The organism is Methylomonas sp. BW4-1, assembly GCF_052474385.1.
In genome coordinates, this window is the sequence record NZ_CP184125.1 from 5,118,024 (window position 1) to 5,130,869 (window position 12,846).

Genomic DNA, 12,846 nt, shown 5'->3' on the forward strand with positions numbered 1-12,846 from the left:
GATGGCAGGGATTGACATAGCGCTGTATCAGCAAACACGGCGTTATTGCTGCAACAGCGCTTCAAGAAAAGCTTGTGATACGAATTGGTGTTTGGATTGGTGTGAAACGGTCTAATAAATCCGGATATCTCGAAAGGCAGAATTTATACTGTCAGTAGAGGTAACGATGAGTAACGACAAAAACACAAGCGCGCCAAATACAAGCTGGCATTCAAACAAGATGCAACCCCAGGCTGGTTCTTGAAAAAGGTTACAGCCAACAGCAAGCAGCCGGTCATCTGGGTATATCATTAAGTGCTCTCCCCGCTCGAATTCGAGCGGACATTTTTTAGAAACGCTGTCTAAACAGGTGTCCGGCTTTTGTTGGTCATTACAACCAGTATTGGCCTCACCATGAATCACAAGTACAGTGGTTAAATCAGATATCTTTACCAACCTTAACGTCTTTGAAACTTTCCGGATCAGTTTTTTCAGTGAGTTGGAATACCCCTTCGCCAACGTGTCTCCTCATCTGAACCTCTATCATCAAGGTTTGATTGGGTTCAATATAGCTTTTCAGCGCGTCGAAAGTGCCCTTATATTCCGCGGCTGTGTAATAAGCAAAACCCGAATGCGGTCTCACGACGATTTTGATGCCAAATTCGCCTTTACTCGGATCTTTATTAAGACCTTTATTCAAAATATCATAATCGACATAATAGGTTAATTTACCCGGATTATTACTATTACGCTGCCTATCAACGAAGAATCCCTCGGGCAGGTGATTTTCGTCATAGTTGGGGCCGCCGGTAAATAACACATCGTAGTCCGATAGGTTATTACCGCGATCATCAATCAAGCGGAATACCAGCATGCAATATCTGCCGGTCTTGAACGTGCGTTCGACTAAAAATAGTTCTTTTATCTTTTCGATGCGTTCGTCTTTTTGAGTTTGTGCTGTGAGTTTGTCGAAATCCTTCACCGCCGCCGCGTAGCTTGCCGAATCTTTAACGGCCAAACACTTTAAAATCGCGTCGACAGTGGGGTGAGTCTGTGCGCTATCGGTCGCTTTTACGCTGCGCAATATGCCCATCTTGTCGCCGGAATGCGAGCGTCCTGGCAAGATTCCCAATGCTGTTTTTGCCGGGCGGCTCTGTTCATCCACCACCAAACCGCCGTCGGTCTGAGCCAGACGAAGGAATCCGTAATTCATGTTGGCTGCCGTTATCCTGACCACGCCATCAGAGCCGGCCTCACCGGTATAAGAATTGAGATTGTCGTAAAAGGAGCGGTCGATACGCTGCCCCGTCAAGGTAAAAACATATAGCCCATCGGCGGTACAGTCGTATTCCAGCCATTGTCGGTTTAAGGCCCAGCTTTGGTCGCTGCCGAGTTCCAACCAGTCTAAGACACCAATACCCGGCTCGACACCTTCGGTAAAAAACTTCATTCTGGCCAGTTTGCCTTTGCCAAGTTGCGCCAGCGCCGAACCGTGGTTAGCCGGTGCCAGCATGATCAAGTGGCTCATCGGGCATTGTGGGAATTTGTGTTCGTAATACTGGCTCAGCCAATCCCTGACCACCGGACCGCCGGTCGAATGCGTGATGCAAACGAATTTCTCCCCTGGTTTTAGCCTCGATAACACTTCAGTATTGACCGCATGCTGCATACCGCGGGCAATGTCGTCGATTTTAACTTCGTCGGCGAAACTGACATATTTGGCCAACCTCAAGTGTTGCACTTGAATATTCAACTGTCCAGCGACCGAGGATTGCAAGGCCAGCGGCAAGCCACCGTAAGTATCGGTATTGGTGACGCTCCAGCCATGTACAAAAACGATTAACATAAATTGCTCCTTTTATTATCTGATGGCGCTTGAATTATTACTGTTCTATCCTGCATTACTCGGCGGTGGGAGTTTATTGGTCTAATAACAGGCCATTATTTGCTGCATTATTGCTCCCCGGTGAAAACTATCGCCTTTACAATCAACGGCTTTTTTTGCGGGGCTTGCTTAGCGGTCTGGCTTGAGGTGGTTGATCCGGCGTTTTTTCTTTAATGACCGGAGCCGGTAGCAACAGGTCATCAGGATTGACGGCATGGTCATTATCGGCAACCTTGCCGCAATCGACATAGCGGCTTGAAGTATTGTCGACATATACTTGCAAGCTGTTGTTAGCGGCATAACTTTCCTGATCCGAACAGCTTGCCGACTGAGTAGGGCCTACAACAACCAAGGTGCCGGGCTTGAGCTTGCATTTGGTGACCCAACGCAATTCGTTCCACTTCTTACAAATGGCGTTTTGCGCCCGATAGTGGTCGACGTTACCCGACGGCCGCTCGGCGGACCACCAGGCTCCGATGCGGTTGCTGCCACCGTATTCGTTGATGCCTTTATCGGCACCATCCCATAAGCGGTACACCTCAATGTCTTCCTTGAGCTTCAGTAATACACCGGAGGAAATCCCGCCTTGGCCTTCTTTCATAATGGCATGGGATAGGATGTCCTGCTTACAATCCTTCTTGCAGGAGGCAATAACTTCTACCTTCCCCATCATCGCCGCGGGAAGGAATAACGGCTGTTGTTGCTCGCAATTACAAGCCACGAGCAAAGCCATACCCAAAAACCAAGTAATCGAGCGATACGATTTCGAAAATGTCTGACGCATTGACTTTGCCTTTTTTGGAGTTTAATTGCTTTCGGCGAGAAGTATCTTATTTAGACTCTATTAAGCTGAAGCCCGGCCTTTTGTATTTGCGAAAACCTTCTTTGGCGCAGAACAATCAGCTTTTCTTTGTAACCTCACCCGTTATGGTCGTTTCTGCTTTGCCGATTAAAGCCGGTAATACCCGTTCGCTAAAGCCGGCGGCGAAGGCCAGAAAAAACCGTAGCGCCGGGGTATTGACTAACTCCTGGCCTAAAATCAGGTGTCCGTCGATGGCAAGCGAAGTCAGCGCTCCGGCGGTGGCGCCGAGAATGGCGCGCGATAAGGCTTCCGTGAACAAACCCAATTGCCCTGATCGCGGATCAAGCCCTATCTGTTGGGTCCTGGAAATCGCCGACACCAATGCACCAATGGTGCCGGCACCTAATGCCAACATGGCGTGAGCGTGGCCTTGTCCCCATTTTTGCATACATAAGGTCGTTACATCCGGCCAACAAGAAAGGCTGAAATGCGGCAAAAAATTAGCCAAGATGACCGGCACTAAAAACCAAAAGATAAACCAAGGCCGGCATCTTCGGTCTTTCGCCAGCGTGACCTGTTTTCGGGCTTCATCGATTACCCGCCCCCAATCTTCCTGTTTGCCGCCGTTCATGGCAATCGCCGCCGCTTCTCCCAGCATCGCGCGAATACCGATTAATTCGCTGGACGCTTGAAAAGGCAAGGATAGCGTTGCAGAGTCTGCATCCGCTTGAGTGTTACGAAAAAAACTCGGAAATTGCCAAGGTTTGCCGACTTTCTCCATCAGGAAATTACTGTCGGTTTCAATTTGGGTAATATGGGTTTGCAGCAAGGTCAGATTATCTAAATCCGCCGGCGGACTCGTCCACCACCATTGAATTTCGAAATTCTGGTCCAGATAAATAATATAGCGGGTACTCTTACGGATAATCAGCTGAATCTTCCCCAGCATCCAGGGGTCGGTATCATCGGGTTTTAGTTTCGAGATAGCGCGTATCGCCACTAGATAGGCATCTTTAACCTCTTGCGGCGCTTCGATGAGAGGCACGCGGCTGCCATCCGCCTTAATCCCTTCAATTTGCCGCCAAGCGCTAATTCTAGCCATGGCGTCAGTAAATAATTGTTGGTCGCTGATACTATTTTCAGTCGTGCTGACCATGGTTATCTCTTAGGATTATCAGGCGAATAAAAATTGGTCGAGACTTGCGCTTTCGCGTCCGCGGCCAGTCGCCGCAATTCGCTGGCTAGGTGTTCATGTTGGGCGGCATATTCGGTGGCAGGCCCGAAAATGGCAGCATCCGCAGCGACAGCGATACTCTGGTAAGCCTGGCTCAATCGTAAACACTCTGCCTGATACTCTTCACATTTCAAGGCCTTATGAATAGCAGTCAATACAGCGGCAAGTCCGGCGAGCAATGAAACCAGCGGCATGGAATAGCAAAAAACACTTATTTGATATTGCTCTTCCTTGGCCGCCAAAACCGCGGCTATAGTCGACGAAACCGCAGGTAGCACGACAAAGCAAAGATTTGCATACCATAGCCACGCCAGGCGAATTCTATAGGCTTCGGATAGGGCAACTGACCGTTGTTTAGTCTGTTCAAACCATAAACAAAAATCATCTTTCATCGCAATATTTTCCAGATATTTTAGATGGCAAGTATCAGTATAATTTCGATCCCAACGTTAATTAGTCTAGTGAAGCTTCTACATTTTTCTATTCTATAAAATGTACTAGTACGAAAGTACTGGATATCCAAGATACTAAATCGCTATGTTATAGCCGAAATGATGTAGTAGTGATGGTTGATTAGTAGGTATGTGAACAGCACTCCAGCGCTCGTGATTCGGTTGAATAGATCCACCAGCTGAGTCAGCTTTTCACCACAATCCTGCCATTCACTACCTTAGTTTGTTAGCTTGTTGAATGTCGTAAACTGGCCGATAGTCCCCCCAACACAGACACAAGCATTCAAACCCGCAAGCAATTTTTTCTCCGCGTATGCGGGCATCATTTATTTCTACTGCCCAGCAGATAATCAAACCCCGGCCAGGTGACGCACCAGTTGCCGGAGCCTGGCTGGGTGTGATGTTGGTAATGCCAGGGTAAATGCTGTTTAGCCCAGTCAGGGTCGAGATGGGCTTTGCGGTGCAGAATGTAATAAAGCGTCAACGAGCCGTATAAACCCATCACGAAAATCGGCCAATACCAAAATAGCGGCAGATGCACCATGACAATGGCGGCCAATACCGCCAACTCCTTGGTTTGCGCATTCCAGGTCGATAAGTCCAAATGGCGATAGCCGGGATCCAGCATCTGGTGTTTAGCGCAGATCGCATGGTGTTCATACCAATGGTAAGCCCAGATGCTGCCTGGCTGTTTGCCAAAGCGATGCAAGATGAATTTGTGCATCAGCCATTCGCCGAGATTGGCGTACAGAATGGCTAGTAAAAATTGTAGGCTCACTGAGATCATGGTTCGGCTGGGGCTAATGGTTTGTAGTGGGGATTATCTTCACCCGGTTTGCCGTGCTCGGCATAGTTGTTTTATTCCTGCTGCTTTGGTTGTGTACTTTTGGTTCCGGCTCTTACCTTTTCCAAATGGTGTTCCATTTTTAATCCGATTTTAATGACTTCTGCACCAGCAATTTCCAAAAGCTCTGCTAAAAACTAATACCATTATTTGATTGAGGCACGGAATTTAGCCGGCCAGTTTGCTGTAGATCGCTTTTTTCGATTTTTATCGGCGGATAGCTTCACAAAATCGACTTGCGTACAGTAGACCTATGTACTAGGCTATGCTACCGCTCAAGTGGGGGAGGAGAAATGGCTTCGTACCGGGGAGTGACCGGCGCGCTTTTGGCGTTGGAATCGTTCTTGACCAGCAGATTACCTGCCGAGCTGAGCAGCGAGCCCACCAATGCCCAAGCAAAACTGCTGGGCAGCGCCGACATTGCCAATATCCTGACCGGCAATCTGCTGGGTATTTACCTGCATCGCATCACCATCGATCCTCACGGCCGGCAGCGCACCTTTGCGTCGCGCGGTTCCGACCAAAACGCCCCGCAAGCCGAACTGCCGGTCAATCTGCATTTCCTGTTAATCGCCAACGCTGCCAGCGCCACCATCGAAGCCGATCTTTTGAGTTGGGCCATGGTCGAACTCGCCAACGAATGTCAGCTCGACATCTCGCATATTCAAGACATCGACGACGAATGGGGCCAGGCGGAAGTGCTGAATATCGCCCCGGACGAGATGACTACCGAAGATTTGATGCGCATCTGGGACGTCTTCAAATCGCCTTACACCAGTACCGTACCCTATGTGGCGCGCACCGTGCGCTTGCGGCTGCGCCGGCCGCGTACGGAAGGTCCGCCGGTTTCGACGCGGGTATTTCCTGGAGGCTCGGTATGAAAGCCGTCAAGGTTCTGGAAACCAATATCCTCTACGCCAGCGACGTGATTTATTGGCTGGACGGCAGCAGTGCCGCACAGGAAGCCGATATGCGACGGCTCAGCGAAGCCGTTGTGTTGCAACTCGATACCCGCCCCGCCGATCTGCAATGGTTACACACGCCAGGCAAAACGGCCTTGTGGCGGCGCTCGGCCGGTAAAACGGTGCAAGGCACGCCTAATGAGGCGGATAAATTACGGCCGGCTGAAGCGGCATATGCCATCGCCGGTTCGGTGGCGGACAGTCAAAGCCGCTACGTCCCGCGCCGTTTTGCAGTTCAAGCCGGCAATGCCGCCGGGCACAGCTTGGTGCTTTATCCGACCCCTTTCGGTACCAAGCTCGGCCGCGGCGGCGGTTTGCGCGGCACTCTGAGGTTTACCGGCAGTAATGCGCCGGCTATCTGGGCATTGCTGACGCTGACGGTCAATCTGGGCGTCGGCGGCAATTTGATCTGCCGTGCCCAAGCCGACGCCAACGGTGATTTCATTATCGCGATGCATCGCCTGCCGCCCTTACCGGAAGGCGTAACCGAATACAACGCAACACTGAGCATTGCGGCCTCGGCTGCGGCCAGCGCTGCGCAACCGGTCGACCCGGCCGACTTGCAGCCGATGCTGCTCGGCGCTACTAACGCTAACAGTTTTGCCGCCGCACTAGCCCTGACCGTGGTGCCGGGCGATTTGAGTTTAATCCGGTCCTTTAATCGGGATCATCTTGCCGTTCAACCCAATTGAGTCATCCATGAGTTGAGTTCGTCCTTTAAACGCTGGTCCACATAAAAATTAAGGAGGGGAGCATGCCTGAATATCTTGCACCGGGTGTGTTTGTAGAAGAAGTTAGCTTTCGCGCCAAATCGATCGAAGGGGTGGGGACCAGCGTCACGGCGGTGGTCGGTCCTACCCGTTTCGGACCGTTGCGGGGCAATCCCGAGGTAGTGACTAGCTTTGGCGAATTCACCCGCATCTACGGCGACATCCAAAATCTGACGCTGGCCGGCGTATCGGTACTTAACCATACCGCGATTGCCGCGAAAGCCTTTTTCGACGGCGGCGGCAAACAGCTCTATGTGTCGCGGGTCGGCAATTTTCCGCAAAACGCCCCAGGGGTGTCGACGCGGTCCGTGCCGAATGTGTTGAGTTTCAGCAGCCGCTTTCCGGGAGCGATGGGCGATTTCACGCTGGAACTTCTGTGGCGCGATAGCGAAAATCTGTTAAAAACCGAGGCCACTTCGGCGCCCGCCGAAGGCGAAGTGGTGTTTTTGAATGCCACCGGCCTGACCAACGCGGTGCGCTCGGCGGGCATCGCCGCGCAATTCCCCGACGAACGCTTTCCTTTAAATATCCGCGCCCTGGTGCGCCGGGAAGGCGATCATTTCGTCATCGTCAATAACCGTTGCGAACTGGATACCGCCGACGATGTCGCAGCGGGCGGTACCGCCTTGCGTCCCAACGGCCAAGCCGACGGCAGTCAGGGCGTACTGATGACGGCCGGCTTGGTGAACGGTCCCGGTGTTGTGGTCAGCTACACCCGAGTGTTTGCGAAAAATCCCAGCAGCGGGTCCTTGGCTAACGGCACGTCGGCGGTGTTAACCCTGAGCGCGGAAACCAACTTGTCGGTGTATACCGGCGCGGCGCATTGGGGCACCCTGACCGCGCTGCGCGGTACGTTAAATGCGGCCGGCAGCGAGTTTGTGGTGGACGGCGGCGGTTTGAATGTGGGCGTCAATGCCGACATCACCCTGCCGTTGGCGGCATTGGCCGCTGCGCCGAATACGGTAAGGGCGGTAGTGGTGCAGCGCAATTTCGATATTGCCGTACATGCCGGCGGCCGCGACGGCCCGGTAATTTACAGTTACGGCGATATTTCCAGCGCCCCCGATGCAAAAAACAGCCTCAGCGCCGTAATGCCCGTCACGCCGGACAAGCGTTACGACCAATTGACCAGTCCGGTCAGTTGCACCCTCAGCCCCGGTATCAGCGGCGCCGACGTGGTGGCAGCCTTGTACAGCCTGTTCGAGTCGAATGGCTTAAATCCCGGCCCCATGTCGGTTCAAGGTCCGCGTTATTTGATTAATCTGTCCGGCGGCAGCGACGGCAACGTGCCCGGCGCCGTGCAATACGGCGGCGTGGAAGACGAGGTCAACGGCAGCAGCGGTTTCGTGGCCTTGGAAAATATCGAGGATGTGTCCATCGTGATGACTCCGGCAGCGGCGGCTGACGCCACTAATCATCAAGCCATCGTCGCCGAGGTGCAAAAACACTGTCTAAAAATGCGTTACCGGGTCGGCATCGTCGATAGCCGCGACGGCATGGCGCTGTCGGAAGTGCGCGAGTTTCGTTCCAACTTCGACGATTCCAGATTGGCGCTTTATTACCCCTGGGTGGTCATCGCCGATCCACGCGGCCTGCTCAGCACTATCACCGTGCCACCGTCCGGCTTTATTGCCGGCGTCTACGCCAATACTGACGTGCAACGCGGCGTGCACAAGCCGCCGGCCAACGAACCGGTGATTGGCGCTTTGCGCTTTGCTCAGGAAATCAACCGCTTCCAGCAGGAATTGCTGAATCCCAACGGCATCAACTGTTTGCGCTCGTTTCCAGGACGCGGGCATCGGGTATGGGGCGGTCGGACCCTATCCAGCGATCCGGAATGGAAATACGTCAACGTCCGCCGTTACTTTTTGTACCTGGAGCGTTCCATCGACAAATCCACACAATGGGCGGTGTTCGAACCGAACGGCGAGCGCTTGTGGGACAACATTCGCCAGACCGTGGAAAGCTTTTTATACAACGAGTGGGTCAACGGCCGACTGTTGGGTGGTAGCGCCAAAACCGCTTATTTCGTGCGTTGCGACCGTAGCACGATGACCCAAAACGATCTGGACAACGGCCGCTTGGTTTGCGAAATCGGCGTGGCGGCCTTGAAGCCGGCCGAATTTGTGATTTTCCGTATCGGCCAAAAAACCGCCGACGCCTGAACCCTGGACTGGAGATAAACCATGGCTACATATCGCGAAACACCCTATGGGGTGTTCAATTATCTGGTCAACCTGGGCGACGGCAGCGAAGGCGAAGTGCAGGGCGGCTTTTCGGAAGTGTCCGGTTTGAATGCGGAAGTGACGGTGGCGGAATACCGTAACGGCAACGACGCGGTCAATTACGTGCGCAAGATCCCGGCCATCAACAAGGCCGGCGACGTGACGTTGAAGCGTGGCGTGATCGGTGCGGACAACATTTACAGTTGGCTGGAGCAAATTCGCGGCGGCGATGTGACCGCCAAGCGCGATGTGGTGATCAAGCTTAAAAACGAAGATCCCACCAGCGCCAGCGCCGTGGTCACCTGGAAACTGGTCAGGGCCATGCCGATTAAATGGACCGGGCCGACCTTAACGGCCAAGGGCGGCAGCGACGTGGCGATGGAAGAGCTGGTGCTCTCGGTCGAAACCATCATCCAAAGCTAAGCGGAGCGGCAGCGGATGGAATGGCTAGCCGGAGCGCGCATCGCCCTGACGCCACGGCCGGTTGAACGCCGGATCGCGGCGCTGGAAGCGGCCATGCTTGGGCATTGCCCAGGCCGGGTCAGGCTTGAGCGCCTGCTGCAATTGCCGGCAGCGCTGGAGGATATGCGCGCGGTCGGATACGGCCGGGTAGTTGATGACTTGCTGCTGCCCGGTGCGGTCAGCGAACTGTACCGTCTGCCGATACCCTTGCAGTCCAGCGCCGAATTTCACGACATTTTCCCGGATGCGCTTACCGCCACCACCCAATATGTCAGCCTGCTGGCTGGTAATAAAGCCTGGCTGGGCCTGGCGGTTGACGATTTTTTTGCCAACGGCGGCGAAAAACTCTGGGTGGTGCGGATACCCGAAAGCGCCGGGCAAGCCGGTTTCCTGCCTGCCGACAACACGCAATTGCACGATAATACGACGCTCCAGGGCTTGGCTTGTGTGCTGGTCATTCCGGCTTTGGGCGTGGTGGGTTTTCCGGATTTGGAACGCCTGCAAATACCGCCGCGTCTGCCGGATATTCCCAGGGTACGCCTGGAAAACAACGACCCGCAGTTTCTGCCTTGCACGCAAAATACCGATGACGATCACCGCGAACGCCGGTACAGCAGCGAGCTAAGGGACATGCCGCAGCCTTGGCAATTGCCGCAGGTGTTGCGCGGCATGCTGCAATTTATTAGCAGCCATCGGCCAGATCTGCAATGTCTGTTTACCTTGCCGCTGGCCTATTCCGGCGAGTTGGACAGCCCGGTGCTCGACCCGGCGGCGTTGAGCGCACTGGCTGGGTATCAAGGCAATCCGGATATGGGGCAAGCGTTGCGCTATGTGCAGTTTTTGTTCCCCTACTTGCGCGGGCCGCGTTTTGCCTTGCATAGTCCGGTAGGATTGATCGCCGGGCAGCAGGCGGCGGTGGCCCGTCGCGACGGGCCTTGGCGCTCGATGGCGGCCAAGCCCTTAAACACCGACGCTTTGCCTTACCCGCGTTTGTCCATCGCCCAAACGACAGGCTTGCGCGATAAACCCGGCATCAGCGTGCTCAACTACCGCAACGCGGTTAGCGGTGGCGCACAGCTCAGTCTTGATGACGAGCGCCTGGTGGTACCGGCCTTGCCGAACGCTGATTATCCGTTCGACCGCCAGCGTTACGATGGGTTTCGTTCGGCGGAAGTGATGCGTTTTCTGGGCTTTTTGCGCCGGCAATTGCAGGCCTTGGGCGAGCAATTGATCTTTAATCTGGATTACCGCGACCCCCGCCCGCGTTTGCTGCTGGAACAGTTTTTCCGCCGCTTGTACAGCCAGGGCGCCTTGCGCGGTGCGTCCGCCGAGCAAGCCTTTTCGATTCGCGAATCGACGCCGCAGGAAGGCGCGATGCTTTACGAAATCATGCTGGCCCCGGCGTTTCCGATAGACAGGCTGTTTTTGACTTTTGCCAATTTAAACGGTGAGTGGCGCTCGGAGGTGGTCGATGGCTGAAGTTAGCGAATTCGTCGCCTTTCGTTTCAAGGTCAATTTGTACAACAGCGACCAGAGCAGTTTGTTGTGCAGCGGTTACTTCAGTGAAGTGACCGGCTTTGAATCGACGATGGAGCCCAAAGTGATCAACGAGGGCGGCCACAATTGGGGCGAACATCACCGCTGCGGGCCAACCAAATTCGCGCCGATTATTTTGAAACGCGGCGTCACCGACATCAACGATTTATGGTCCTGGTTCGACATCACCACCCGCCAGGCCAACTACGGCTACCGGCTGAGCGGCGAGATTATCGTGTTCGGCAATCCCAGCGTCAGCGGCGGCAACGTCACCGATAACGCGGTGCTGGTCTGGAAACTCAGCGGCGTGCTGCCGACCAAATTCAAAGGCCCTGATTTGTCGGCCACCGCCAGCCAGGTAGCCATCGAAGAATTGCAGCTGGTGCATCAAGGCCTCGAATTGCAGCGGCCGGCGCCGGCCAGCACCCAAGGCAGGGGGGCGGCATGATAGCCATCGAACGCGGCAAACTGATTCCGGTCAGCGGCGACAACGATAGTCCTGATTTGGATAACGCGATTGACGTGCAATTCAACCCATCCAGCCTGAAAGTCAGCCTGTCTAACACCTTGAAAGAAAACGCCCGCAACGGCAATAGCCGCTCGGCGCAGTTCGTCGATAAAAGCTCGTCCAATCTGACTATAGAGTTGATTTTTGATACCACCTATATCGAAGCGCCCGGCGGCGCGGGCCAGGGTAGCGGGCAAACCGCCAGCAATGCCGGCAGCAACAGCAGCGCCAAGAAAGCTATCGAGCAAGGTTCGGATGTGCGGTTGGAGACCAAAAAAATCGCCGATACCTTTATCAAGCCGATAGAAGACGGCAAAAAAATGAAAGCGCCTAAGCGCTGCTTGTTTCAATGGGGCGCGTTCGAGTTTTTGGGTTTGGTGCAAAGCTTTGACGAAACTCTGGATTTCTTTTCCCCGGAAGGCCGGCCATTGCGGGCTACTGTGTCCTTAAAGCTCAGCGAGGACCGCTACCAATTCCGTAACCGCGCCGTCGAACAAGCCGCCCGCAATACGCCCAGCTTGAGTTCCACCGGTGCCGGGCCGCAAGGCGGTTCCGGGCAAACGGCCGCGCCGGTGCCGGGTACTAGTGGCGAAGGCGCGGGCAATTGGCGCGATACCTCGCTGTTTAACGGCATAGAGTCGCCCAGAATGCCGTCGCTATCGGTGGTGGCGGTGCCGAGTGTGAGCCTGAGTACGTCGATGGGGGTTAGCTCGGGGATAGGCTTAGGCCTGGGTGCCGGCGTCAATATCAGTGGTGGCATCAGCGCCAATGTTTCGGCAAGCTTGTCAGCCTCGGTGAATGTTGGTGCTGGTTCAGTCAATAGTGCAGGGGGGGCAAAAGCGGCACCACCAGCAGCGCCATCGCCAAGTCCGGCGTTCAAATTCGGCAACTCCGCCAGCCTGGGCACCGGCATCGAAGGTGCGTTTAACCCGGCTGGAAACAAGGGCAGTCTGAATGCCGCCCATATGCAAGCCGGCAGTACGTTGTTAAGACCAGCAGCAATGCAAACCGCCAGTAGCAGTCAAAGCGGGCCATCGGCCTCTGCGATGACTGGCGAGAGGCCTTTGTCAACCGCTGCAGCTAACCAAGCAGGATCAGCAACTGTGGGCCGCAAAAGTAGCGGCGTATCGGTCAGCAGTTTATTAAAAGCCTCCGCCGACGCTGGCGTTGGATTCGATTGAGCAGGA

12 protein-coding genes are annotated in these 12,846 nt (G+C 54.4%); 7 read left to right on the forward strand and 5 right to left on the reverse strand.

Going from position 1 to position 12,846, the window contains the following annotated elements; all coding sequences use genetic code 11:
* Positions 1–418: 418 nt before the first annotated feature.
* From ACH5Y9_RS23840 to ACH5Y9_RS23860, 5 genes are all read right to left on the reverse strand, one after another.
* Positions 419–1,825: an esterase/lipase family protein gene (locus ACH5Y9_RS23840; RefSeq protein WP_445367824.1), complete on the reverse strand. Its 1,407-nt coding sequence runs from the start codon at positions 1,823–1,825 to the stop codon at positions 419–421.
* Between the two features lie 142 nt (positions 1,826–1,967).
* Entirely contained in the window at positions 1,968–2,648 is a 681-nt protein-coding gene (locus tag ACH5Y9_RS23845; protein ID WP_445367825.1) for a hypothetical protein, read from the reverse strand.
* Between the two features lie 115 nt (positions 2,649–2,763).
* A complete protein-coding gene (locus ACH5Y9_RS23850; RefSeq protein ID WP_319962369.1) occupies positions 2,764–3,822 on the reverse strand; it encodes a hypothetical protein in 1,059 nt (352 codons plus the stop codon).
* A 2-nt stretch (positions 3,823–3,824) separates the two neighbouring features.
* Complete coding sequence (locus ACH5Y9_RS23855; RefSeq protein ID WP_445367826.1) at positions 3,825–4,292, reverse strand: hypothetical protein; 468 nt, start codon at positions 4,290–4,292, stop codon at positions 3,825–3,827.
* A 382-nt stretch (positions 4,293–4,674) separates the two neighbouring features.
* The gene (locus ACH5Y9_RS23860) at positions 4,675–5,139 is read right to left on the reverse strand and encodes a hypothetical protein (protein WP_445367827.1); all 465 of its coding nucleotides are present in this window, start codon (positions 5,137–5,139) and stop codon (positions 4,675–4,677) included.
* A gap of 350 nt (positions 5,140–5,489) precedes the next feature.
* On the opposite strand from ACH5Y9_RS23860, the gene ACH5Y9_RS23865 reads away from it, so the two are divergent.
* The 7 genes from ACH5Y9_RS23865 to ACH5Y9_RS23895 all read left to right on the forward strand — a co-directional run bounded on the left by ACH5Y9_RS23865 (position 5,490) and on the right by ACH5Y9_RS23895 (position 12,840).
* Complete coding sequence (locus tag ACH5Y9_RS23865; RefSeq protein ID WP_445367828.1) at positions 5,490–6,077, forward strand: DUF4255 domain-containing protein; 588 nt, start codon at positions 5,490–5,492, stop codon at positions 6,075–6,077.
* Entirely contained in the window at positions 6,074–6,850 is a 777-nt protein-coding gene (locus tag ACH5Y9_RS23870) for a hypothetical protein (protein ID WP_445367829.1), read from the forward strand. Before ACH5Y9_RS23865 ends, ACH5Y9_RS23870 begins: the two co-directional genes overlap by 4 nt.
* A 62-nt stretch (positions 6,851–6,912) precedes the next feature.
* Positions 6,913–9,093, forward strand: coding sequence for a phage tail sheath family protein (locus ACH5Y9_RS23875; RefSeq protein ID WP_445367830.1), 2,181 nt, complete (start codon positions 6,913–6,915; stop codon positions 9,091–9,093).
* Positions 9,094–9,114: 21 nt separating this feature from the next.
* On the forward strand, positions 9,115–9,576 hold the full coding sequence (locus ACH5Y9_RS23880) for a phage tail protein (RefSeq protein WP_033157779.1): 462 nt from the start codon (positions 9,115–9,117) through the stop codon (positions 9,574–9,576).
* Between the two features lie 15 nt (positions 9,577–9,591).
* Positions 9,592–11,094, forward strand: a complete 1,503-nt coding sequence (locus ACH5Y9_RS23885; RefSeq protein ID WP_445367831.1) for a hypothetical protein — start codon at positions 9,592–9,594, stop codon at positions 11,092–11,094.
* Complete coding sequence (locus ACH5Y9_RS23890; RefSeq protein ID WP_445367832.1) at positions 11,087–11,599, forward strand: phage tail protein; 513 nt, start codon at positions 11,087–11,089, stop codon at positions 11,597–11,599. Before ACH5Y9_RS23885 ends, ACH5Y9_RS23890 begins: the two co-directional genes overlap by 8 nt.
* Positions 11,596–12,840 carry a CIS tube protein gene (locus ACH5Y9_RS23895; RefSeq protein WP_445367833.1) on the forward strand — a complete coding sequence of 415 codons (1,245 nt, stop codon included), beginning with the start codon at positions 11,596–11,598 and terminating at the stop codon, positions 12,838–12,840. The genes ACH5Y9_RS23890 and ACH5Y9_RS23895 overlap by 4 nt, the downstream gene beginning before the upstream one ends.
* The last annotated feature ends 6 nt before the right edge of the window (positions 12,841–12,846 follow it).